The sequence below is a fragment of the Kitasatospora sp. NPDC056273 genome, from assembly GCF_042268845.1.
GTDB lineage: Bacteria > Actinomycetota > Actinomycetes > Streptomycetales > Streptomycetaceae > Kitasatospora.
The window spans coordinates 177,135-200,200 of sequence record NZ_JBHJSJ010000013.1; the positions used below are offsets into that span (position 1 = coordinate 177,135).

Consider the following 23,066-nt stretch of genomic DNA (forward strand, 5'->3'; position numbering starts at 1 on the left):
GAGCATGGCGGGTCGGTGTCGTAAACGTCTGAAGGCCCCTCACCACCCGGTGAGGGGCCTTCTTCCGTCGGATCCCGTAGGGTCCGTCAGCCGTGCAGCAGCGCGGGCACGCCGGCCGCGTCCGGCAGGTCGTCCGGACCGGAGAGCACGGTCAGCCGCTGGGTCGCGCGGGTCAGCGCCACGTACAGCACCCGCAGGCCGGCCTCCGACTCGCCGGCGATGCCGGTCGGGTCGGCCACCACGGTCGCGTCGTACTCCAGGCCCTTGGCCTCCAGGCTGCCCAGCACCACCACGCGCCCGCCCAGGCCCTCGGCCCAGCCGGCCGCCTCGCCCCGGCGGTCCATCGGCACCACGAGCGCCACGGTGCCGTCCACCTCGGCCAGCAGCCGCTCCAGCTCGGCCCGGGCAGCCTTGCCGAAGGCCTCCGGCGCGGGGTCGGTGGTGGCCGCGAAGCGCGGCTCCACGCCGACGTGGCGCACCGCGCTCGGCGACGGGGTGCCCGGCGCGGCCAGCGCCAGCACCTTGGCCGCCACCTCGGCGATCTCGGCCGGGTTGCGGTAGTTCACCGTCAGCGTGAAGCGGCGGCGCGGCTTGCCGGAGAGCACCTCGTCCAGCGCGGCCTGGGCCTCCTGCGGGAACGGCCAGGAGGACTGCGCCGGGTCCCCGACGATCGTCCAGGTGGCCATCCGGGCCCGGCGGCCGATCATCCGCCACTGCATCGGGGTGAGGTCCTGCGCCTCGTCCACGATGATGTGCGCGTACTCCGTGCGCTCGACCGGCTGGCGGTCGCGCTGGCGGGCGCTGCGGTCGGCGAAGGTGGTGACCTCGTCCAGGCCGCTCAGCAGGTCCACCGCGTCCACCTCGCGGACCTTCGGGCGGGCCGGCTCGCCGAGCAGCACCTGGAGCTCGTCGATCAGCGCGACGTCGTGCGCGGACAGCGCGCCCTCGCCCCGCCCGGACAGGTGGCGCCAGGAGGCCGCCAGCAGCCTGGCCTCGTCCGGGGTGACGGCCCGGCGGGCGATCCGGTTGGTGTGCCGGTGCTGGCGCAGCGTGGCGAGCACCCGGCGCGGGGTCAGCGCCGGCCACCAGGCGTCCAGGAAGTCCAGGAACGACGCCTCGTCCGAGACGTACTCGTCGAAGGACTCCTTCTCCTCCTGGCGCTGCTCGCGGGCGTAGTGGTCGGCGGGCTTCGGCAGGTCCCTGGTGGCCTGCTGCCACAGGGCGTCCAGCAGCAGCCGGCGGGCGCGCGGGCGCAGCAGGTTCAGCGGGGTGCCGCCGGAGCCCACCACGTTGCCGCGCACGGCCTTCAGCCGGGAGGCGTCCAGCTTCAGCACCTCGCCCCGGGCGACCACCTTGAGCTCCTGCGGCGCGCCCAGCTCCAGCGCCGCGCGGGCGGCCCGGCGCAGCAGCTGGACCATCCGGGCCGAGCCCTTGACCCGGGCCGCCTCGGGCGTGTCGTAGGTGTCCGCCTCGATGCCGTCCACCAGCGAGCCGACCGCCCGGATGGCGACCTGGCCCTCCTCGCCCAGCGCGGGCAGCACGCCCTCGGTGTACGAGACCAGCAGCGCGGTCGGCGAGACCACCAGGATGCCCCCGGCGTAGCGGCGGCGGTCCTGGTAGAGCAGGTAGGCGGCCCGGTGCAGGGCGACGGCGGTCTTGCCGGTGCCGGGGCCGCCGGTGACCAGGGTGGCGCCCGCGGCGGCGGCGCGGATCACCTCGTCCTGCTCCTTCTGGATGGAGGAGACGATGTCGCGCATCGAGTGGCTGCGGGCGCGGCCCAGCGAGGCCATCAGCGCGCCGTCGCCGACCACCGCCAGCTCCTCGCCGTCCAGGGTCGGGGTGAGGTCGGGGCGCAGCAGGTCGTCCTCGACGCCGATCACCTTGCGGCCCTTGGAGCGGATCACCCGGCGGCGGATCACCCGGCCCGGTTCGACCGGGGTGGCGCGGTAGAAGGGGGCGGCGGCGGGCGCGCGCCAGTCGATCACCAGTGGGCCGTACTCGGCGTCCAGCACGCCCAGTCGGCCGATGTGGAGGGTCTCGGCGACGGCCGGGTCGGCCGGGTCGAGCGGGGTGTTCGACGGGATGCCGTGCTCCTCCGGGGCGTCGGCCCGCTGGAGGTCGATCCGGCCGAACAGGAAGTCCTCGAACTCGTTGTTCAGACGCTGGAGGTGGGCGCCGGCCCGGTAGACCTGGGCGTCGCGTTCGGCGAGCGCGCCGGGGGTGCCGACCTGGACCCGCTTGGCGGCGTCCTCCAGGATGTACTCGGCCTCGGCGAGCTTCTCCTCCAACCGGTGGTAGACGGTGTCGAGGTGCTGCTGCTCACCGGCGATCTCGCGTGCGCGGACGGTCTCGTGGTCGGTGGCGGGGGTGGTGGGCGTGTTGCTCTGCATGGCCTCGGTGGTAGCGGCGGAATCCGGCTCCGGAAAACGAGCGGACGGATGATCCTACGCCGCGACCCCCCGGCCGCGCTGCTCCGGAACGTACAAAAATCGAAGGCCGCCCTCCGCGGAGCGGAGGACGGCCTTCGTGTCAACATGGGGTGGTGGAGATGCCGGGAATCGAACCCGGGTCCAGTGGAGTTAATTCAGGGCTTCTCCGAGCGCAGTCCGCTGTGATTTTCTCGGCCCTGGCGGTCACACGGACAAGCCGCCAACAGGCCCAGCTGCTGTTTGATTTCCCATCCGCCCTCGCAGCCCGGGCGGACGGTTGAGTTCCCTAGATTATGCCAGGGTCCGGGTCGGGAACTCCCCGGTCTGACACCCAAGCGCTATCGGTGCTTATTAGGCAGCGAGAGCGAACTGCTGGGAATCGCGCTTAGAGTTGGCGATTATTTTTTTGCGACACGTGGTTAACGAGATCATTGCCGCGTTCCTCGGCTCGCTTCCCCTGTTTCAACATCCCCTGTCGAAACCGATCATCCCCATGTTTTGTTGAGAAACAGCTCGGACGGTCATCGTCCGTGTTGCTTGCGCCATAGTACGCGAGGCGACGGGCGAGGGTCCAGCGGATTAACCCTGGCGTCGGCGGGCCGCCGCCACCGCGCGGGCCGTCTCGCGGGTGTCCTGCTTCTCGCGCAGCGTCTGGCGCTTGTCGTAGAGCTTCTTGCCGACCGCGAGCGCCAGTTCGAGCTTCACCCGGCCGTCCTTGAAGTACAGCGAGAGCGGGACCAGGGTGTGGCCCGCGTCGCGGACCTTGCTCTCGATCTTGTGGATCTCCATCCTGTGCAGCAGCAGCTTGCGCTTGCGCCGGGCCGCGTGGTTGGTCCACGTCCCCTGGGTGTACTCGGGGATGAAGACGTTGTCGATCCACGCCTCGTGGTTCTGGATGTACGCGTAGCCGTCGACCAGGTTGGCCCGCCCCTCGCGCAGCGACTTGACCTCGGTTCCGGTGAGGACGAGGCCGCACTCGTAGGTGTCGAGGATCGTGTACTCGTGTCGCGCCTTCTTGTTCTGCGCGATCAGCTTCTGTCCGGTTTCCTTTGCCATAACGCGGCCATTCTCGCACTTCGAGGCCGGATCGGGCAGCTGCTTTAGGCGCGGGTGCCCAGCCCCGAGAGGACCCGCAGGGCGAGCTCGTCGGCCTCCTCGCCCGAGCCGGCCGGGACGTCGGGGGTGAGGCCGGTGCCGTCCGGGGAGCGGCCCGCCGGGGTGTAGTAGCGGCCGACGGTCAGCTCCAGCACGGCGCCGTCGGCGAGCCGGCTGGGCTGCTGGACGGTGCCCTTGCCGAAGGTCCGCGAGCCCACCACCACGGCGCGGCTGCGGTCCTGGAGGGCTCCGGCCAGCAGTTCGGCGGCGCTCATCGTGCCGCCGTCCACCAGCAGCACCAGCGGGGTGCGCTGGTCGCCGCCGGGCGGGGCGGTCAACTCCCTGGTCTCGCCGCGCTCCTGGTACGAGCCGACCGTTCCGCCGTCCAGGAAGATCCCGGCGGTGCCGGCCGCCTCGTCGACCAACCCGCCCGAGTTGCCGCGCAGATCGAGCACCACGCCGGCGTGCGGGGCGCGCAGCGCGGCGCGCACCTGGTCGGCCACGCCGCTGGTGAAGCCGCGCACGGTCACCCGCAGCACGCCCTTGCCCAGCTGCTCCGCGGTGACCTGCCGGCTGTCCAGCAGCACGCGCCGCAGCCGCAGTTCGCGTTCCTCCCCCTCGCCGCGCCGGACCGCCAGGGTGACCTCGGAGCCGGCCCGGCGCTCCTCGCCCTGGCCGCGCAGCCGCGCGACCACCTCGGTGACCGGCAGGTGGTCGGCCTGGTCCCGGCCGATCCGTACGAGCCGGTCGCCGGGGGCGATCCCGGCCGCGGCGGCCGGGCCGCCGGGCGCGACCTGGGAGACCTCGGTGACGCCGTCCTGGCCGCGGCCGACCGAGAGGCCGACGCCCGGGTACCGGCCGTCCAGGCCCTGGCTGAACTCCGCGTACTCCTGGGCGCTGTAGTACGCGCCCCAGCGGTCGCCTCCGGCCGCCAGCAGGTGCTCGGCCTGCTGCTCGGACAGGGCGGCGCCGGCCGGGTCCGCCGGGAGCCCGCCGGTGGCCCGGGCGGTGTCGGCGGACGGGCTGTGCGGCGGCCCGCCCGGGTCGCCCCAGGCACCGGTGGCCGCGCCGGCCAGCAGCACGGCGCCGAACACCAGGCTGAGCGCGGCCACCTGGCGGGCCCTGCGCGGAGTTTGCAGCATGGACCGGAGTGTAGACACCGCTCCGAGCGGGACGAACCGGAACGACGGGCCCCGGAACGCCGACGGCCCCGGACGGCGCAGTGCCGTCCGGGGCCGTCGGGGCGTCCGGGAATCAGACCTTGAGGTACTTGCGCAGCGTGAAGAACGCCGCCACACCGGCCATGCCCATACCGACCACGATCAGCAGCGGTATCACCGCCAGCACCGAGCCGAGGCCGATGAAGTGGATGAACTGCACCCGGTCGGCCAGCCAGTTCTGGACGAAGAAGTGCCCGCCGATCAGCAGTCCGGAGGCCATCATCGCGCCCAGCAGCGCCGAGAAGGCCGCCTCGGCGATGAACGGCATCTGGACGTAGAAGTTCGACGCACCGACCAGGCGCATGATCCCGGTTTCACGCCGTCGGCTGTACGCCGACACCCGGACGGTGTTGACGATCAGCAGCAGCGCGACGAACAGCATCAGCACCATGATCACGAAGGCCGCCGTCTGGAGGCCGTTCAGCAGGCCGAACAGGTTCTCCAGGATCTTCCGCTGGTCCTCGACCGACTTGACGCCGGGCTTGCCGGCGAAGGCGCTCTGGATCACGTCGTACTTGGTCGGGTCGTTGAGCTTGACCCGCCAGGACTGCGGCATGGCGTCCGCGCCCAGGACGGAGATGAGCGGGTTGTCCGGGTTCATCTCCTTCCAGTGCTTGTACGCGTCGGCGGAGCTCTCGTAGGTGGACGACTGGACCACCGAGGTCATCTTGTCCAGCTGGTCCTTGATGTCCTGGACCTGCTGGTCGGTGGCCGCACCCTTGTCGCACTGGGGCGAGTTCCGGGCGTCCGCCTTGGTGCAGAAGTAGATGCTCACCTCGACCTTGTCGTACCAGTACCCCTTCATGGAGTTCACCTGGTCGCGGACCAGGAGCGAGGAACCGGCGAGGGCGAGGGAGAGCGCGACACTGACCACGACCGCGATGGTCATGGTCAGGTTGCGTCGGAGACCCACACCGATCTCCGACAGGACGAACTGGGCACGCATGCGGGAAACAACTCCAGGGTCGGTACTGCTCCGGGACTGGCGGTTCGGGCCGGCGGCCCTACGGGTCAGCGCTGGTCGGTCAGTGCTGGTACCCGTAGACGCCGCGGGCCTGGTCGCGGACGAGCAGCCCCTTGTCGAGCTCGATGACGCGCTTGCGCATCTGGTCGACGATGGCCTGGTCGTGGGTGGCCATCAGCACCGTGGTGCCGGTGCGGTTGATGCGGTCGAGCAGCTTCATGATGCCGACCGAGTTCTGCGGGTCGAGGTTGCCGGTGGGCTCGTCCGCGATGAGCAGCATCGGACGGTTCACGAAGGCCCGGGCGATCGCCACGCGCTGCTGCTCACCACCGGACAGCTCGCCCGGCATGCGGTCCTCCTTGCCGCCGAGGCCGACCAGCTCCAGCACCTCGGGCACCACCTTGTTGATGGCGCTCTTGGGCTTGCCGATCACCTCCAGCGCGAAGGCGACGTTCTGCGCGACCGTCTTGTTCGGCAGCAGGCGGAAGTCCTGGAAGACGGTGCCCAGCTGGCGGCGCATGTGCGGCACCTTCCAGTTGGACAGCTTGCCGAGGTCCTTGCCCAGCACGTGCACCGCCCCCGTGGTGGGGCGCTCCTCGCGCAGGCACAGGCGCAGGAAGGTGGACTTGCCCGAGCCGGACGAGCCGACCAGGAAGACGAACTCACCCTTCTCGATCTCCAGCGAGACGTTGTCCAGGGCGGGACGGTTCTGCTTGGGATAGGTCTTGGAGACGTTGTCGAATCTGATCACGGCTGCATCACGGAGGCCATCCTAGGCGGCGCCAGTCCTTGGGTCGGTCCGCCCCTGGGGCCCGGCCCGGGGGCGGTCGAAGGGAGCGCGGAGGGCCGCTCCCGGACTCGGACCATACGCGAATCGGCATCCGGCCCGCAGGGGCCGCCCGCGACAACGCCCGCCCCTTGGGGGAGAATGTCCGTTTATGCCCCGAATATCGGGGGCCATCTCGCAGCCCGGGAGCCGGAACCGCCGGAACCTGGCAGAGTGGAGGGGGCGACCGCGTCACGGCCGCTCCCCCGTACAGGGCAGCACATGGAACCAAAGCCCCGTCCGGCGCGTTGGCTGTAGCAGCGAGGAGGAGATCGCATGACCTGCGACCATCTGGTGTGCGCCAACTGCAACGGCCGCGTCAGCGACGGGCGTTGCCCGGTGTGCCGGGCCAACCGGGCCCGGATCCAGGAGCAGCAGAGCCCGTTCGCCGCACTCTCCCCCGCGATGCTGCTGGCCCTGCTGGCCGGGCTGCTCGCGGTGGCGCTGATCGCGCGGCAGGCTCTGGCCTGACAACCCACGAGACGTACGACGAAGGCCCCCGACCACTGCGGTCGGGGGCCTTCGTCGTCTGCCGCTACTCGGCGCTGGTCTCGCGCTGCTTGCGCCAGCGGATCCCGGCCTCGATGAAGCCGTCGATGTCGCCGTCCAGCACGGCCTGCGGGTTGCCGGCCTCGTACGCGGTGCGGACGTCCTTCACCATCTGGTACGGGTGCAGCACGTAGGAGCGCATCTGGTTGCCCCAGGAGCTGCCGCTGTCCTTGAGCGCGTCCATCGCCGCCTTCTCCTCCTGGCGGCGCCGCTCCAGCAGCTTGGCCTGGAGGACGTTCATCGCGGACGCCTTGTTCTGGATCTGCGAGCGCTCGTTCTGGCAGGAGACCACGATGCCGGTCGGGATGTGCGTGATGCGCACCGCCGAGTCGGTGGTGTTGACGCCCTGGCCGCCGGGGCCGGAGGCGCGGTAGACGTCCACCCGGAGCTCGCCCTCGTCGATGTCGACGTGGTCGGACTGCTCGACGACGGGGAGCACCTCGACACCGGCGAAGGAGGTCTGCCGGCGGCCCTGGTTGTCGAACGGCGAGATGCGGACCAGGCGGTGGGTGCCCTGCTCGACCGAGAGGGTGCCGTAGGCGTACGGCGCCTTCACGGTGAAGGTCGCGGACTTGATGCCGGCCTCTTCGGCGTACGAGGTGTCGTACACCTCGGTGGGGTACCCGTGCCGCTCGGCCCAGCGCAGGTACATGCGCATGAGCTGCTCGGCGAAGTCGGCGGCGTCCACGCCACCGGCCTCGGCGCGGATGTTGATCAGCGCCTCGCGGGCGTCGTACTCGCCGGACAGGAGGGTACGGACCTCCAGCTCCTCGACCGCCTTCTGGAGGGCGACGAGCTCGTTCTCGGCCTCGGTGCGGGTGTCCGCGTCGTCCTCGGCCTCGGCGAGCTCGAACAGCACGCCCAGGTCGTCGATACGGCTGCGCAGGCCCTCGACCCGGCGCAGTTCGCCCTGGAGGAAGGAGAGCCGGCTGGTCACCTTCTGCGCGTTCGCGACGTCGTCCCACAGGGTGGGGGCGGCTGCCTCCTCCTCCAGGACCGCGATGTCGGCCCGGATCTTGTCCAGGTCGATGACGGCCTCGATCGACCCCATGGTCGTATCGAGGTTCTTGAGCTCTTCGGAAGGATCGACGGCTGCCACGCCCCCAGGGTAATGGTTCCGGGAGTGGTCATGACGACACCCCCGGTCCCCCCGGCCTCACGACGGCGGCCACGGCCCCGGCTACGGCGCCCGCGGGGCCGTGCCGGACACCGCCGGACGGGCCGGGTGGCCGCCGTCCGGGACGGTGGCCGCGAAGGCCGTCCAGGCCGCGGCGGCGCCCGCCAGCAGCAGCACGGTGGCGATCAGCACGGCCAGCAGCCGGCGGCGGCGCAGCAGCGCCTGGCGGTCCCGGCGGTGGCCCGGGGCGGCGCGCTGGGCGCGGGACTCGAGCGCGTACGCGGCCAGCTCGTCGGCCGACGGGCGGCGCAGGCTGGTGTGGGTGTCCCGGGTGGAGTCCGGGGCGGCGCCGGGCACCAGCGGGACGGCCGGGCCGCGGCGGCGCTTGTGGATGCCGGGGCCGGCGTCGATCTCGGCGTAGACGGCCTCGCCGGGGGTCAGCTGCTCCTCGGCCGGGGCCCGGCCCTGGCCGGGCACGGCGAGCACCGGCAGGCCGGCCAGCGAGGGCAGCTGCTCGCGCAGCCGCGAGGCCAGCTCGGCGGCGCGCAGCCGGGAGGCCGGGGCCTTGGCCAGGCACTCGGAGATGATCCGCCACAGCCCGTCCGGCAGGCCGGGGATCGGCGGGACCTGCTCGGTGACGTGCCGGCGCAGCACCGCGCCGGTGTGGCCGCCGCCGAACGGGGTGAAGCCGGCCAGCAGCTCGTACAGCACGGTGGCGAGGGCGTAGATGTCGACGGCGGCGCGCGGCTCCAGGCCCTCGATGATCTCGGGGGCGAGGTAGTCCGGGGTGCCGATGATCCGGGTGGCCCGGGTGCGGCGCGGGGCGTCGACCAGGCGGGCCACCCCGAAGTCGGTGAGCTTGGCGCGCGGGGCGCCGCCGGGGCCGGGGGCGGCGGCGAGGTCGAGCAGGACGTTCTCCGGCTTGACGTCGCGGTGGACGATCCCGGCCGCGTGCGCGGCGGCCAGGCCGTCGGCGACGTCGGCGATGACCGAGGCGGCGGTCTGCGGCGGCAGCGCGCCGTCCCGCTCCAGCCGGGAGCGCAGGTCGGTGCCCTGGACCAGCTCCATCACCAGGGCGAGGTCGCTGCCGTCCACCACCATGTCGCGCACGCCGACCACCCGGGGGTGGTCGAGGCTGGTCAGCGCGGTGCGCTCCTGGACGAAGCGGCCGACCAGCACCTGGTCGGCGGCGAGGTCCTCGCGCAGCAGCTTGACCGCCACCGGGCCGTCGGGCCCTTCACCGAGCCAGACCGTCCCGGCCGAACCCCGGCCGATCACCTGGTGGACGGTGTACCGGCTGCCGATCTTGCGTGCCAATGCTGCTCCGTGGGCGGCGCGGGAGCGCTCCGGGGGTCCGGCGCGCTCGGTGGGGCGGGACAACAGCGACCAACCTACGCGCCCGGAGGGCCTGCGGGGGCCGCCCGAAGGGCCCGGAGCGGGAGTCCCGGCCGAGAAATCTCGATAATTGTCGACATAGCGTCAATGTGGCCGCCCGGGCGGGCCGGAGGCCGGAACGCCGTCCGGACCCGGACCGGTTCCGGCTCCGGATCGGCTCCGGCCTCGGGCGGCGCTACTTGCCGAAGAGGCTGTTCGCCCAGTCGCGCGCCGAGTCGAACCAGCCCACGACGTTGTCCCAGTAGTGCGGCAGCGGCGTGAAGTTCCACAGCGCCACCCCGGCCACGGCCAGCACCAGCAGCACCATCAGACAGCCCTTGAAGCAGCCGAGCCCCGGGATGTACATCCGGTTGCGGCTGCGCGGGCGCGGCTCGCGGGCCGGCCCGGGCTCGCGGCGGGCCGGGGCCGGCGGCTCCTCGCGGCGCTGCGGCGGGGCCTCCCGGTACTGCGGCGCGGGCGGCTCGGCCCGGCGCGGCACCGGGGTGGGCGCGGGCGGCGGCGGGTAGCCGCCCTGCGACTGGCCGTACCCGCCCGGGGCCTGCCGGTAGCCGCCGGGCGGCTGCGGACGGCCGCCCTGGCCCCGCTGGCCGCCCTGGCCGACGTTGCCTCCCTGGCCGGCCTGGCCCGCCTGGTAGGGCGGCGGGGCCACCGGCGGGCGCTGGGCGTAGCCGGGCGGGGGCGGGGCCTGGCGGTAGCCGCCGGGCTGCTGCCCGCCGGGGCGCCCGCCCGGGGCGCCCTGGCCCGGCCGGTGCCCCTGGCCGCCGTGGCCGCCCGGTCCGGCCGGGCCCCCCTGCCCGGCCTGGTAGGGCTGCGGGGCGACCTGCGGCTGCGGGAGGTCCTCGTAGTCCTCCGGACCGAAGTAGCCGACCTGGGTCTGCTGGTTGCGGTCCCGCGCCGCGCGCAGCTGGGTCTGCCACGGGTGCGGCGCCTCCTCCTGCGGCGGCCCGGCGGGCGGGGGCGGCGGCACGGCGGCGGGCGGCATCACCCGGGTGCGGTCCGGGGCGCCCTGCGGGGGCGGCGGCTGGGTGCCCATCACCGCGGTCGCCGCGGCCGGGTCGTACTGCCCGCTGGTCGGCGGCAGCACCTGGGTGTGGTCCTCGGCGCCGGGGGCCGTACCGGGGACCATGAAGCCCGGGGCCAGGGCGCCCGGCACCGTCACGGGCGGCAGCGGCGGCATGCTGCCGGGGACAGCCGTCGGCTGCGGGTCCGGCAGCAGCAGGGCGCCGACCGCCAGCGCCTCGTCCACCGCCGCCGGGGAGGCGTGCACGCCGACCCCGGCCGCGACCACCCGCAGCGCGTGCGCCAGCGAGGTGGCACCCGGCCGCTGGGCCGGGTCCTTGCGCAGGCAGCGCTCGATCACCGTCCAGAGCGGCTCGGGCATGGTGCTGGGCCGCTGCGGCTCCTGGGCCAGGTGGGCCTGGAGCACGGCGAGGGCGCTGTCGCCCTGGAACGGCTGGCGGCCGGTGACCAGCTCGTACAGCATGATCCCGGCGCCGTACACGTCCACCGCGGAGGTCTGCGGACGGCCCTCGGCGGACTCCGGCGCGACGTAGGCGGGGGTGCCGACGAACTCGTGGGTGCGGGTGACGCCCGGGGAGTCGGCGAGCCGGGCGATGCCGAAGTCGGTCAGCAGCGGGTGCATCCGCTCGACGCCGTCCACCACGGTGGAGGCGAGCATCACGTTGGCCGGCTTGAGGTCGCGGTGGACGATCCCGTCCGCGTGGCTGGCCGCCAGCGCGTCCGCGACCTGGGCCATCAGCAGGGCGCCGGCGATCGGGCTGAACGGGCCGTTGGCACGCAGGTAGCGGGCCAGGTCGGGGCCGTCCACCAGGTCCATCACCAGGGCCAGCAGCTCGCCCTCGACGACCAGGTCGCGGACCCGGACGATGTTGGGGTGGGTCAGCCGCAGCAGCAGGGAGCGCTCGCGCAGGAAGCGCATCACCACGTCGGGGTCGGCGGCCAGCTCCTCGCGCAGCACCTTGATCGCCACCCGCTGCCCGGGCGGGCAGCCCGGCACCTGGACGTCCTCGCGCACCACGCCGCGCCAGACGGTGCCGGTCGCACCCCGCCCGAGGGTCTCATCCAGCAGATACTTGCTGCCGACTGGCCGCACCTGTCGCACTCCTCGCCGTGCCGCCCGCGCGGGGCGCTCCTCCGCCGGTGCGGTGAGCCTGCCGGGCCCGTGTCTGCGGCCACTCTAACGGTGACCGTACGGGTTTTTGAGGTGGTCGGTAGGCCATCCGCACGGTCTGGGGAAGGGTTGGGGGAGATCCCCTAGGGAAGGTCCCCGGGACGCTGCGAGGGGGCGGCAAACCTGACTCTCCGTCGCTCCCGCCACGGCCACGATCGCAAGATCGTCAAATCCGGTACGGTGCGCGGACCGTCCACGACGGATGGCAGGATGGACACTCGCCACTCGTGTGGCCCAACGGTGCCCTTGGCACCGGGCAGCGGCACCAGGCTTCACATCAGCAGAAGGGACCCGCGGGCGAGATGCAGATCCGGCTGACCGTCCTCCGACCGCGCAGCGGCCCGTCCGCCGCCGGCTCCGCCATTCCCTACGTGGACGTGCTGGTGACCGCGCCCGTCGGCACCGCACTCGGCGCCATCGCGGGCGCGCTCGCGGGTGCCGTGGGCGTGCGCGGGCCGCGGGCCGCCACCCACGTACACCTGTACGCCGGGGCGCACCGGGTCGACGAGCACACCCTGCTCGGCCACCCCCCGCTGCTCGACGGCGCCGTCCTCAGCCTGAACGAGCCCGACCCGACCGCCGACGACCCCGACGACGCCCCCGCCGCCGCCGAACTGCGGGTGGTCGGCGGCCCCGACGCCGGCGGCGTGCACCGGCTGCACGGCCGGGAGATCCGGATCGGCCGCTCCGCCGAGGCCGACGTCCCGCTCGACGACCCGGACGTCTCCCGGCTGCACCTCTCCCTGCACCTCGCCGAGGACGGCCGGATCTCCGTACGCGACCTCGGCTCCACCAACGGCACCGCCCTGGACGGCCGGCTCGTCCCGCCCGTCCCGCCGGAGGCCGCCGTCCCGCTGGAGCCCGGCGCCGTGCTGCGGATCGGCGAGTCCACCCTCCAGGTGACCGCCCCCGACCCGGCCGAGGCCGCCGGAGCCGTCCGCGCCGCCCTGCCGGACGGCCACGGCCACCTCCAGCTCGCCGCCCCCGGGCCGGTCCGGCCCGCACCGCCCGTGGTCGAGCCGCCCGCCGCCCCCGAACCCGCGCCCGGCCGCGGCCGCGGCCTGTTCTCCCTGCTGCCCGGCCGCGCCGCCGAACCGCCCGGCCAGGAGAGCGCCGAACGCCACCACGCCGCGGTGCGGCTGCGCCAGACCGCCGCCCAGCGCGAACGCTGGCCCGACCTCGCCACCCTGCTGCTCAACGCCGTCGGCCCCGGCCCCCGGCTCTGGGAGCGCGGCCCCGGCCACCCCGACGCGCTCACCCTGCGGCTCGGCACCGCCGACCGCCCCGGCGGCCCCGGCACCACGCCCGGCACCATGCTGCCCGCCGTCCCGGTCACCCTCGACCTGCAGACCGCCGGCAGCCTCGGCCTCAGCGGCCCGCGCGAGCGCCTGGACGCGCTCACCCGCGCCGTCGTCGCCCAGCTCGCCGCGCTGCACCCGCCGACCGGGCTGAGCCTGGTCGTGGTCGACGCCGACCCGGCCCGCGCCGCCGAGGACCGCGTCGACACCTGGGCCTGGGCCCTGTGGCTGCCCCACCTGCGCCCGGTCGACGGCCAGGACTGCCGGCTGCTGATCGGCCTCGACGACGAACAGGCCACCGCCCGGCTGACCGAGCTCACCGCCCGGCTCAGCGGCCCCAGCGGCCTCGGCGGCCACCCCGCCACCGTGGTCGTGGTCGACGGCCGCCCGGCCACCGAGGCCGCCCGGCAGGCGCTCGACCTGCTGCTGCGCCAGGGCCCGGCGGTCGGCATCTTCCCGATCTGCCTCGCCGAGCAGCCCGAACTGCTCCCCCGGGGCCTCGGCGCCACCGCCCTGATCACCGGCGAGGTCGGCACCCAGCTGTCGCTGTCCCGGCCGGTCGCCCGCGGCCGGGAGACCCTCCACGAGGTCTCGCTGGACGCCGTCTCGGACGCCTGGGCCGAACGGCTCGCCCGGGTCCTCGCCCCGCTGCGCGAGGCCACCCCGGCCGCCCGCGGCCCGCTGCCCGACGTGCTGCGGCTGCTCGACCTGCTGCAGCTCGACACCGTCACCCCGGCCAAGCTGTCCGCCCGCTGGGACGCCCACGCCGGCGGCATCGGCGCCGCCACCGCCCTGCTCGGCACCACCCGGGACGAGCTCTGCACCCTCGACCTCGCCGACCCCGAACTCACCGTCCCCTCCCCCGACCCGGGCGGCCCGCACCTGCTGATCGGCGGCGCCCGCGGCTCCGGCAAGACCGAGCTGCTGCGCACCCTGGTCGCCTCGCTCGCCGTCTCCGAGCGGCCCGGGCGGCTCGCCGTCACGATCATCGAGGGCCGGGCCACCTCGGACGGCCAGGACGGACTGGACGGCTGCACCGAGCTGCCGCACGTCAGCGGCCGGGTGAACGCCGCCGCCGACCCGCGCGCAGCGCTGCTCGCGGCCGAGGCGCTGGAGGACGAACTCACCCTGCGGGAACGGCTGTTCGACGGGCTGGACTTCGCCTCCTGGCACGCCGCCCGGATCCTGGACGGGCAGAGCCTGGACGGGCCGGAGGCGGACGCCGAGCACCCCAAGGTCCCGGTGCCCGCCGCCGTCGGCGGCGGAGCGGCCACCACGCCCCGGATCATCCCGCCGCGCAGCGCGGAGGGCCCCCGCCCGACCGGCCCCACCGCTCCCCCCGCCCGGCTGGTCGTCGTCGTCGACGACTACGACGCCCTGCTCTCCCCCACCTCCGCCGCCGGCCGCCCGCTCGCCCGCGCGCTGGCCGCCGTCGCCCGCCGCGGCGGACCGCTCGGCGTCCACCTCGCCGTCGCCACCGGCCGCCCGGAGGAGAGCGCCGGCACCGAGGTGGACGAGGCCGCGCTGCTGCGGATCGCCCTGCGCACCGAGGACCCGGCCGACTCCGACCTGCTGATCCACCTCGGCGACGCGGCCGCCCTGCCCGAGGACACCCCCGGCCGCGGCTACCTCCGCCTCCCGGACGGCGGCGTCACCGCCTTCCAGACCGCCCGGATCAGCGGCCGCATCCCGCGCACCGCCACCCTGCGGCCCACCGTCGTCGCGATAGACCCGCTCCAGCTCGGCGCCCCGCCGGCCCGCCGGCCCGTCCGCGAACTCGGCAACGGCCCCACCGACCTCGCCCTCCTCGCCAGCGCCCTCCAACGCGCCGCCGCCCGCTGACCCCTCCGGGGCCACCTCGCCTCGCACCCCGTTGCCGCTTCGGCCACCCCGAAGCGGCAACGGCATCAGGCACCACTCCCCGCACAGGAAGTCGTCAGGTCGACTTCCTGTGCGGGGAGAGCCACAACCGCCGCGCTCCTCGCCGCAGGTCGCCCGCCCGCCAGGACGACAAGGCCCAGGCGGGCCCGACCGAGAAGGGCCGGGCCGCCGGAACCGCCGCCGAGCAGCACTCACTTCACCCCGTCATCCGCCGCCGCTTCGGCCTTGCCGAAGCGGCACCGGGCCACTCCTGCGCGGGAAGTCGGCCGGGCCGACTTCCCGCGCTTACGGGTGGGTTGCGCGGGCGCGGCAGCGGGTGAGGGCGTAGGTGATGCGGCGGTCGGAGGGGAGCGTGGTGGCGAGGAGTTCGCCGGCCGTGACGAGGGTGGTCCAGTAGAGGGCGGGGTCGCCGGTGCGGGGAAGGGGATGCGCGGCGGCGAGGGAGAGGTACGCGGAGATGAGGTTGCCGGTGGTGAACCAGCGTTGGAGGCCGTGGTGGTGGCCTGGGCGGATGCCGCCCATGGCGTCGATGGCGACGAGGAAGTGTTCGACGACGGCGAGTTCGGTGTCGGTGAGCGACTTGGGGACGTCGAAGACGCCGAGGGCTTCGAGGAGTTCGCCGGTGTCGGTCTCGGTGTCGGGGCGGGGGTCGGCGAGGAGGGCGTCGTAGCACTCGGCCAGGCGGCGGGTGGTTTCGGCGTGGGGGATGTCGAGGGCGAGGCAGACGGCGCGCGCGACGGGCAGGGGCGGGTGGCCGAGGCGGGCCAGGAGGGCGTAGGTCGCGGCCGGGGTGGCCCCACGGGAGAGGGTGTGCCGGGCGAGGGTGACGAGGTTCATGGAAGAAGCGGCTCTCAGGCGAGGGTGGTGACGGGGGCGATATGGGCCCAGACGAACTTGCCGATACCACAAGGGCGGGCGGCGCAACCCCACCGTTCGGCAAGTTCGTCGACAAGGAACAGACCGCGCCCCTTCTCATCGTCGGGGACGGCGGTCCGGAGGATCGGCCGTCCGGTGCCCGCATCGTGGACTTCGAGGCGCAAGCGGGAGCCGGTGAGAGCGAAGCGGACCTCGATGTGGCGGTCGTCGGGGGCGTCGGAATGCAGGACGGCATTGGCGAAGAGCTCGCCGAGGAGCAGTTCGGCGGTGTCGCGGTAGCGGTCCCCGGAGGGCAGCCCGGAGAGGAAGGCCCGGAGCAAGTACCGGGCCAGGGGAGCGGATTCGGTCCGCGCGTCGAGGCGTGCGACGAACATGCGCGGGCGGCGGGACATCAGCATGGGGGCACCTCGAAGGGGAACGCGGACGGGACCATTCGCACCACGGCTGGTGATTGGCCGATGACGAACAGTCAACATCCGTGCCCTGCGGTCGGCTATGGTCGGGGCGCGCCCGGACGTTGAAACCCTTGAAACCCACCTGCCAGGGGGAACTGTCGTGCGAACCGACCGTGGGCCGAACCACAGGCTCGCCTCACTGATGGCCGAAGCCGCCTGGGGCAACGGCGATTTGGCTCGGGCCGTCAACCGGACCGGCACCGAGACCGGGCAGCGGCTGAAGTACGACGCCTCGGCCGTCTCCCACTGGCTCAGCGGCACCTCGCCTACGGCGAAGGCCCTGCCGGTCGTCCTGGAGACACTGGCGCGGAGGCTCAAGCGGCCGATCACCGCCGTCGAGGCCGGATTCCGCGGGACACCTACCCCTGCTGACCAGCCGACGGATACGGTGTCAGGGCTGATCGACCTGGGGAGCCTCGATATGGACCCGTCCCGGCGCGGAATCCTCACGGCCAGCCTCTACTCGGTGGCCCTCACCATCCCCGGCTGGCCCGACGTGGTGGGCCGCTTCGAGAGACTGCGGACCGACCCCCACCTGCGGATCGGCATGGCGGAGGTCCAGGCGGTCGCGGCGATGACCGAGCGGATCAGCGACCTGGACGACCAGTTCGGCGGCCGGATGACCCGTCCGATGGCCGCCTCGTTCCTGGTCAACACGATCGTCCCGTACCTGCGGGCGGACGCCGGTGAGGACGTCCGCAAGGCCATGCTGTCGGCCGCCGCCGACCACTGCTACCTGACCGGCTACATGGCCGTGGACGAACGCCACGACTCCCTGGCCCAGCGCTACTACTTGAAGGCCCTGGAGCTGGCCGGGCACGCGGGCGACCACCTCACCTACTGCACCACCCTGCGCGGCATGAGCGTCCAAGCCGTCAATCTCGGCCACGGCAGCAGCGCCCTGCGGCTCGCGGACGCCGCCTCGGCCGCTTCCCCGGAGGCCGGTCCCCGCATGAGGGCCTTCCTCGCCGGCCAGCAGGCCCACGCCCTCGCTCAGACCGGGGACAGGATCGGAGCCCTGCTCCACCTGCGCACAGCGGAAGTCGCGATGGATCAGGCCGAGTCGAAGGCGAAGGTCGTCGGCCGCTACGATCCGGCCGCCCTCGCGTACCACGTCGCCCAGGTCAACTACGAGCTCGGCGACCGCGATGGCGCGATCCGCGCGCTCCAGCACTCCGAGAAGCTCCGACCCCCGGTGTACCGCGGGTCCCGCGTACGCGCCCTCGCCATGCTCGCCGAGTGGCAGCTCGGAGCCGGCCGACTGGAAGAGGCCGTCCAGAACTGGCACCTCGCCCTGGACGACTATCCGACCATCCAGTCCGGCCGGGCCGACGACCGCTTCCGCTCGATGCTCTCCGCGACCCGGCCGCATCGCCGCAACCCCCACGTGCGCGGGCTCCTCGAACGCGCCCGCCCCATGGCGGGCGGCCGAGGACCGGCGCGAACGGTACGGGAGACCAGGGCATGACCAGCGGCGAACCGGTCGTGCCCGTGCAGACCACACGCGTGAGAGGGTCGGGAACGCAACTGGTGCGCGTGTGAGGGAAGGACCGCTCGTGGAGTGGCAGGTGTTCGGGCGTCGGCAGGTGTTCGGGAGTCCGTGGGTCGAGGTCTGGCTCGATGACGTCGACATCCCCGGTGTCGGCCGGATCGACCACCACGTCGTCCGCTACCCCCGCTCCTCGACCACCGCCGTCGTCACCAACGAGGCCGGCGAGTTCCTGCTCCTCTACCGGCACCGGTTCATCACCGGCCGCTGGGGCTGGGAGGTGCCGGCCGGTTGGGTCGAGCCCGGTGAGGAGCCGGCGGCGGCCGTCGTCCGCGAGGTCGAGGAGGAGACCGGCTGGCGTCCAGGCCGGGCCGAGCTGTTGACCGAGTACGACGCCATGGCCGGCATCGGCGACGCCCACTTCCACGCCTACCACGTCACCGACTGCATCCGGATCGGCGAGCCCGAGGACGTCTCCGAGGCGAGTCGCGTGGAGTGGGTCCCGGAGGGCGAGGTGGTGAAGCTGCTGACGAGCGGCGGGGTTCCGGACGGGCCGTCGCACGCCGCCCTGTCCTACTACCTCGGCCCGCATCGACTCGCTCGGTGCTCCTGAACACCTCGCCCGGCGTGGGGGCGCACTCGGTGCGGGGGGCTTGGGCTTCACGCTCGAACGGTTCGCACTCTTCGTAGTCGCTGTGCTACTTTCCGCATCATCAACAGAACATAGGAGACCCCGGCGGTGGTGGAACACCCCGGGGTCAGGCACCAGGAGAACGAAGCTCCAGATGCGGATTCATCGTAGCGTTCATTCGCGCGCGTTCAGCGTGCTTCCGAACGGCCTGTTGCAGGACCGGCGGTTGAGTTACACCGCTCGTGGCCTCCTCGCCGACCTGCTCTCCCGCCCCGACGGGTGGCGGGAGGACGGGCGGCAGATGGCGGACAGCAGTCCGCAGGGGCGGGGCGCCGTCCGACGGGCCCTCAAGGAACTGAAGGACGCCGGGTACTACCGGGTCGACAGGGTCCGGATGGCCGACGGGACGGTCCGGTCCGAGGCCCACGTCTTCGACGCCCCGCAGCCCGAACCGGCTGTCCCCCGCCCGGCCTCCGGTGGAGGGAGTTCCGGCCGCACTGTCACCCCTCCCGTAAAGGACCCGGGACAAGAACCCACCCTCCCGGATGAACGGACGCGGGCCGCCGTGGCCACCCTGTTCCGGGTGATCCGGCCCGAACCCCGCCTGCGCCTCGGCGAGGCCGAGGCCCGCGCGCTGGCACCGCTCGTCGCACAGTGGCTGGAACGGGGCTGCGACGAAGCCGAGTTGGCCCACGCCCTGCTCCCCGGACTGCCGCAGCCGATGCACTCCCCGGTGGCGATCCTCCGGGACCGCCTGCAACGGAAGCTGCCACCGGAACGAGCCGCGCCTCCACCGACGCCGTACGCCGAATGCGGCCGCTGCCACGACCCGGTGCCCCGCCCCGGCATCTGCCGCGCCTGCGCGGGCCTCGGCACCAGAACCGTCGCCGTCGGCACCGGCGCGCCCGCCACCCCCGGAGGCGTCGCCCGCGCCCGCGCCGCCCTGCGCGGGCGGCGGGAGTCGCTCACCACGGCATTCGGCTCCTGACCACCGCGCACAGGTCCGGTCGGGGTACCCACCTGCCGTCGGAGCGGTGCCTGCCGGTCGTCCTCCGGGCGGCGGGGTTCACTGATCGCTGACGTCGACGCGCGGCTGTGCGGCTGTGCGGCTGTGCGGCTGTGCGGATGCGAGGAGGCAGGGCGGATGGGTACGGCTGGGCTGGGTCGGGATGAGCTCCGATCGCTGCTGGAAGCGCCGGCGGCGGCGTCCGAGCGGATCGGGCTGGAGATCGAGTGCGGCGTGGTCGACCCGCGGACCGGGCTCGCCACGCCCTACCCGGGACGGAACGGGATGCGGGCCGTCCTTGAGGCCGTGCTCGCGGAGTGGGACGGCAAGGCGCTGTTCGACGCGGGGAGACCGGTCGGGGTCGAGCTGGCCGACGGAGGCCTGATCGGGCTCGAACACGGCGGCCAGCTGGAGTACTCGGGCCCACCGACGGCCGATCTGGCCGCGGCGGTGGACGACGTACGGCTCACTCTCGTCCGGCTGGCGGAGCTCCTCCGGCGCTTCGACCTCGCCCTCCTGCCGGGCGCGTACCTGCCGTTCGACCGGATCGAGACCGTCCCCTGGGTGCCCCTGAGCCGTGGCCCGATCCTGCGCGAGCACTTCGAGAGCTTCGAAGGGGCTGGCAGCGGCGGAGTGCGACTTCTGCCGCTGTCGACGTGCACGCAGGTGCACCTCGACCACCTCTCCGAGGACGACTTCACCCAGAAGCTGCGGATGCAGGCGGCCGCGTCACCGGTGGTCGCCGCACTGCTCGTCAATTCACCGTTGTACGGGGGCCGGCTCGACGGGCTGCTCTCGCACCGCTGCCGGGACTGGCTGCTGACGGATCCACAGCGCTGCGGCCTGGTGCGGCCCGCCCTGCACGAAAACGTGGGCATCGACGACGTCGTCGACTGGGCGCTGGACATCCCGATGGTCTTCTACCAGGACCGGACGGGCGGACTCCGGCCCGCGCCGCCCGACCGGCCGTTCGCCTCGCTCCTCCGCGACGGCTTCGCCGACGGCACCCGGCCGCTGTTCAGCCACTGGGTCGCCCATCTGGCGCAGATCTGGACGCATGTCAGGGTCCGCCGCACCCTCGAACTGCGCGCGGCCGACGGCCCCGCGTACCAGAACTTCCAGGTCGTGCCCGCGCTGTGGACGGGGCTCAGCTACCACGCCCCGTCCCGGGCCGCCGCCTGGGAGCTGCTGAGGCACTACAGCGTGGGGCAGTTGCAGGCGGCGGAGGAGGACTTCCCCTCCGAGGGACTGCGCACGATGCTCGGCGGCGACCGCGTGCACGAACTGGCCGGCGAGCTCGTCCGGCTGGCCCGGGAGGGACTGCGGGCCCGGGTCGCCGCCGGCCTAGAGCGCCCCGAGGCGCCCTCCTACCTCGACCCGTTGGACGAAGTGCTGCACACCGGGAGGACCTTCGCCGAGCAGTGCGCCCGCCTCTGGGAGACGGACCTACAGCGCGATCCGCGCCGCTATGTCGCGCACTTCCGCGTCTGACCGCGCGATCCTGACCGTTCGGTGCCGGGGGAAGGCTTCGAACCTTCACGCCCCCTGGGGGACACCCGACCGTACGGTCGAGCGCGTCTGCCACTTCCGCCACCCCGGCTTGTCGAACTCCGACAGGAATAACGCTAACAGCTGTCCGGCAGTGCGTGAAGAACGCATCGGAGATCAAGTGACGGATGGCCGGAAACAATCGCCCCGGAGATCAATTCCCGATCGCAAGATCCCTTTTAGGAATTCGGCCGCCCACCCGGCGGTCACCCTTGTCCCGGCCGGAATGCCACCGTACTCTCGGCCCAGTTGGTTCCATCGCCGACAGGGGGAAGATCCAGTGCCTGACCAGCGCTCGGTTTTCTTGAGCTATCCACCGGCCTCCAGCATCTGGCACTTGCCCATGGGAATTGCCTACCTCACCGCGATCCTCGAAGAGCGCGGCCATCACGTCGTCCAGCACTACGGCTACGTCGAGGCCGTCGAACACGTCCTGCGGCGGCAAGGCGGCGACCCGGTCGACGAGGCCCTGCGCACCGTCCGCGATCCCGACGCCTCGATCCTGCGGCGCCACGACGCCCGCCGGCTGTTCGAGGAGGTCTCGGCGAGCACGGCCTCGGCGTTCGAGGACTTCGGGGTCGAGCGCAACAACGTGAAGTGCGACTCGCGGCACTTCAAGGGCGACGTCGGCGAACTGCGGTGGGTGCTGGACCACCGCGAGGAGCACGTCTTCCACGAGTACTTCGCCGGGACGGAGCTGGCCCGCATCCGCGCCGCGGGCGCCGACGTGGTCGGCATCAGCGTCGCCGACGAGCGGCAGCTGGTGAGCGCCTGCGTGCTCGCGAGCCTTGTCCGCGAGCAGCTCCCGCACGTACGGCTGTTCCTGGGCGGGAACTACTGGGCCCGCACCATGGACGCCTATCACGACCCCGCGTTCGTCTCCCTGTTCGACCACTGGGACGCGATCGTCTACGCCGAGGGCTTCCGGCCCGTGGTCGAGCTGGTCGAAGGGGCCGAGCCGGCCACCGTACCGGGCGTGGTGTGGCGCGACGGGGACACCGTGCGCGTCAACCCGCGCTCCCCCGCCCCCGTCGACTACGAGTCGCTGCCCACCCCGGTGTTCGACCGCGGCATCCGGCAGTGGAGTCCGGACTTCGTGCCGCCCCTCTACACGATGTCCAACTGCCCGATGCGCTGCGGATTCTGCTCGATAGCGGCCGGCAGCGACAGCTTCCTGCACAAGCCCCGGGTGATGTCCGAACGCCGCGTCGCCGAACACATCGCCGCACTCGGCGTCGAACGCGTCGATTTCGTCGACGAATACCTCACCATCCCCAGGCAGCTCAGAATCGGACGGGAACTCACACGCATCGGACACCGGGCCACCTGGCAGTGCTATCTGACCGCGAGCGATCAATTGCTGAAGCCGGAGAACTGCCAGGCACTGGCCGAAGCCGGATGCAGCGCCGTACAGCTCGGCCTGGAATCACTCGATCCGGACACCCTGCGACAGGAAGCGAAACCCTGGAACCACCCGGCGAATTACGGGCGCATTCTCCGGAACCTGCACGATGCCGGAATCCAGGTCCACGTCTTCATCATCGTCGGCGTGCCCGGTGAGCCGATCAACCGCTCCCTGCGCTGGCTGCCCTTCCTGGAGGAGCACGGCGAGCACATCCTGACCATCAAGTCCGGCCGCTACCGGCTCACCCGGCGGGCCCCGGACGAACGCGCCGCCTCGCTCCACCAGCTGTCCGGGCTCCAGGTGACGGGCGAGGACCGGAAGCTGCTCAACCTCAACCGTGACCAGTTCCGCTACACCACGGGCGGGCTCAGCCGTAAGCGTGTCGAAGCCGTGCGCGACCTCCTCGAAGAGGCCTGCCGCCGGCACTGGGCCTACCAGGTCACCTCCGACGTACCGTGGTGGACCAATCGGGGCCGGTTCACCCTGGAGCAGCTGCGCGCCGACGCCGAGGTCCTCCGCACCCACCGCCCCGCCGAACCCTCCATCCCGGCGAGCCACCTCAAGCGCGGGCTCTCCAAGGTCGCCAGCGCGCTCCATGACGAGCTCGGCCTGCGCGCCGCGCCCGCCACGTTCGAGGAGGCCCGCGACATCGCCGCACGGCTGGACGCCGCCGACGCCGCCGAGGCCGCCG

Annotated in this window: 17 protein-coding genes, 1 tRNA gene and 1 other RNA gene; 7 read left to right on the forward strand and 12 right to left on the reverse strand. The window is 73.1% G+C overall.

The annotated features are described in order from the left end of the window. Nucleotides 1-86: 86 nt before the first annotated feature. The 6 genes from ACFCY1_RS14860 to ftsE form a co-directional block, all read right to left on the reverse strand. The gene (locus ACFCY1_RS14860; protein ID WP_049653441.1) at nt 87-2,390 is read right to left on the reverse strand and encodes a UvrD-helicase domain-containing protein; all 2,304 of its coding nucleotides are present in this window, start codon (nt 2,388-2,390) and stop codon (nt 87-89) included. 150 nt (nt 2,391-2,540) lie between these two features. Beyond that, nucleotides 2,541-2,922: a transfer-messenger RNA gene (gene ssrA / locus ACFCY1_RS14865) on the reverse strand. Nucleotides 2,923-3,008: 86 nt separating this feature from the next. Next, nucleotides 3,009-3,485: an SsrA-binding protein SmpB gene (gene smpB / locus ACFCY1_RS14870; protein ID WP_049653438.1), complete on the reverse strand. Its 477-nt coding sequence runs from the start codon at nt 3,483-3,485 to the stop codon at nt 3,009-3,011. A 44-nt stretch (nt 3,486-3,529) separates the two neighbouring features. Beyond that, a complete protein-coding gene (locus ACFCY1_RS14875) occupies nt 3,530-4,666 on the reverse strand; it encodes a S41 family peptidase (protein WP_375874780.1) in 1,137 nt (378 codons plus the stop codon). Nucleotides 4,667-4,778: 112 nt separating this feature from the next. Continuing rightward, entirely contained in the window at nt 4,779-5,690 is a 912-nt protein-coding gene (ftsX, locus tag ACFCY1_RS14880) for a permease-like cell division protein FtsX (RefSeq protein ID WP_049653435.1), read from the reverse strand. A 79-nt stretch (nt 5,691-5,769) separates the two neighbouring features. Further along, a complete protein-coding gene (ftsE, locus tag ACFCY1_RS14885; protein WP_049653434.1) occupies nt 5,770-6,459 on the reverse strand; it encodes a cell division ATP-binding protein FtsE in 690 nt (229 codons plus the stop codon). A gap of 351 nt (nt 6,460-6,810) precedes the next feature. Here ftsE and ACFCY1_RS14890 point away from each other — a divergent pair, with 351 nt between their 5' ends. After that, on the forward strand, nt 6,811-7,005 hold the full coding sequence (locus ACFCY1_RS14890) for a hypothetical protein (protein ID WP_049653432.1): 195 nt from the start codon (nt 6,811-6,813) through the stop codon (nt 7,003-7,005). A 64-nt stretch (nt 7,006-7,069) separates the two neighbouring features. Here ACFCY1_RS14890 and prfB read toward each other — a convergent pair whose 3' ends face one another. The 3 genes from prfB to ACFCY1_RS14905 form a co-directional block, all read right to left on the reverse strand. Then, a complete protein-coding gene (gene prfB, locus ACFCY1_RS14895) occupies nt 7,070-8,182 on the reverse strand; it encodes a peptide chain release factor 2 (RefSeq protein ID WP_049653430.1) in 1,113 nt (370 codons plus the stop codon). Nucleotides 8,183-8,263: 81 nt separating this feature from the next. Next, nucleotides 8,264-9,517 carry a serine/threonine-protein kinase gene (locus ACFCY1_RS14900; protein WP_117488036.1) on the reverse strand — a complete coding sequence of 418 codons (1,254 nt, stop codon included), beginning with the start codon at nt 9,515-9,517 and terminating at the stop codon, nt 8,264-8,266. 253 nt (nt 9,518-9,770) lie between these two features. Beyond that, nucleotides 9,771-11,708 (reverse strand): protein kinase, encoded by a 1,938-nt coding sequence (locus ACFCY1_RS14905; RefSeq protein ID WP_375874781.1) that lies wholly within the window; start codon nt 11,706-11,708, stop codon nt 9,771-9,773. A 380-nt stretch (nt 11,709-12,088) separates the two neighbouring features. On the opposite strand from ACFCY1_RS14905, the gene ACFCY1_RS14910 reads away from it, so the two are divergent. Next, nucleotides 12,089-14,926: an FHA domain-containing protein gene (locus ACFCY1_RS14910; protein ID WP_375874782.1), complete on the forward strand. Its 2,838-nt coding sequence runs from the start codon at nt 12,089-12,091 to the stop codon at nt 14,924-14,926. A 324-nt stretch (nt 14,927-15,250) separates the two neighbouring features. On the opposite strand, the gene ACFCY1_RS14915 is transcribed toward ACFCY1_RS14910, so the two are convergent. Next, the gene (locus ACFCY1_RS14915; RefSeq protein WP_049650826.1) at nt 15,251-15,802 is read right to left on the reverse strand and encodes a hypothetical protein; all 552 of its coding nucleotides are present in this window, start codon (nt 15,800-15,802) and stop codon (nt 15,251-15,253) included. A 14-nt stretch (nt 15,803-15,816) separates the two neighbouring features. Continuing rightward, a complete protein-coding gene (locus ACFCY1_RS14920) occupies nt 15,817-16,239 on the reverse strand; it encodes an ATP-binding protein (protein WP_063780117.1) in 423 nt (140 codons plus the stop codon). Nucleotides 16,240-16,438: 199 nt separating this feature from the next. Here ACFCY1_RS14920 and ACFCY1_RS14925 point away from each other — a divergent pair, with 199 nt between their 5' ends. From ACFCY1_RS14925 to ACFCY1_RS14940, 4 genes are all read left to right on the forward strand, one after another. Continuing rightward, on the forward strand, nt 16,439-17,764 hold the full coding sequence (locus ACFCY1_RS14925) for a tetratricopeptide repeat protein (RefSeq protein ID WP_375874783.1): 1,326 nt from the start codon (nt 16,439-16,441) through the stop codon (nt 17,762-17,764). An 88-nt stretch (nt 17,765-17,852) separates the two neighbouring features. Beyond that, nucleotides 17,853-18,398 (forward strand): NUDIX hydrolase, encoded by a 546-nt coding sequence (locus ACFCY1_RS14930; RefSeq protein WP_375874784.1) that lies wholly within the window; start codon nt 17,853-17,855, stop codon nt 18,396-18,398. Between the two features lie 244 nt (nt 18,399-18,642). Beyond that, nucleotides 18,643-19,404 carry a hypothetical protein gene (locus tag ACFCY1_RS14935; protein ID WP_375874785.1) on the forward strand — a complete coding sequence of 254 codons (762 nt, stop codon included), beginning with the start codon at nt 18,643-18,645 and terminating at the stop codon, nt 19,402-19,404. Between the two features lie 156 nt (nt 19,405-19,560). Next, nucleotides 19,561-20,913: a glutamate-cysteine ligase family protein gene (locus ACFCY1_RS14940; RefSeq protein ID WP_375874786.1), complete on the forward strand. Its 1,353-nt coding sequence runs from the start codon at nt 19,561-19,563 to the stop codon at nt 20,911-20,913. A gap of 22 nt (nt 20,914-20,935) precedes the next feature. Here the strand turns inward: ACFCY1_RS14940 and ACFCY1_RS14945 are convergent. After that, nucleotides 20,936-21,022, reverse strand: a tRNA-OTHER gene (locus ACFCY1_RS14945). 291 nt (nt 21,023-21,313) lie between these two features. Between ACFCY1_RS14945 and ACFCY1_RS14950 the strand changes: the two genes are divergently transcribed. After that, nucleotides 21,314-23,066: B12-binding domain-containing radical SAM protein (locus tag ACFCY1_RS14950; RefSeq protein ID WP_375874787.1), on the forward strand; the 1,753-nt coding region annotated here is incomplete at its 3' end.

Bases quoted from the DNA above. Each gene is read 5' to 3' on its own strand.
- ACFCY1_RS14940 (WP_375874786.1), top strand. From the start codon at position 19,561: ATGGGTACGGCTGGGCTGGGTCGGGATGAGCTCCGATCGCTGCTGGAA.
- ftsX (WP_049653435.1), bottom strand. From the start codon at position 5,690: ATGCGTGCCCAGTTCGTCCTGTCGGAGATCGGTGTGGGTCTCCGACGC.
- ACFCY1_RS14890 (WP_049653432.1), top strand. From the start codon at position 6,811: ATGACCTGCGACCATCTGGTGTGCGCCAACTGCAACGGCCGCGTCAGC.
- smpB (WP_049653438.1), bottom strand. From the start codon at position 3,485: ATGGCAAAGGAAACCGGACAGAAGCTGATCGCGCAGAACAAGAAGGCG.
- ACFCY1_RS14875 (WP_375874780.1), bottom strand. From the start codon at position 4,666: ATGCTGCAAACTCCGCGCAGGGCCCGCCAGGTGGCCGCGCTCAGCCTG.
- ACFCY1_RS14910 (WP_375874782.1), top strand. From the start codon at position 12,089: ATGCAGATCCGGCTGACCGTCCTCCGACCGCGCAGCGGCCCGTCCGCC.
- ACFCY1_RS14920 (WP_063780117.1), bottom strand. From the start codon at position 16,239: ATGCTGATGTCCCGCCGCCCGCGCATGTTCGTCGCACGCCTCGACGCG.
- ACFCY1_RS14860 (WP_049653441.1), bottom strand. From the start codon at position 2,390: ATGCAGAGCAACACGCCCACCACCCCCGCCACCGACCACGAGACCGTC.
- ACFCY1_RS14925 (WP_375874783.1), top strand. From the start codon at position 16,439: ATGGCCGAAGCCGCCTGGGGCAACGGCGATTTGGCTCGGGCCGTCAAC.
- ACFCY1_RS14915 (WP_049650826.1), bottom strand. From the start codon at position 15,802: ATGAACCTCGTCACCCTCGCCCGGCACACCCTCTCCCGTGGGGCCACC.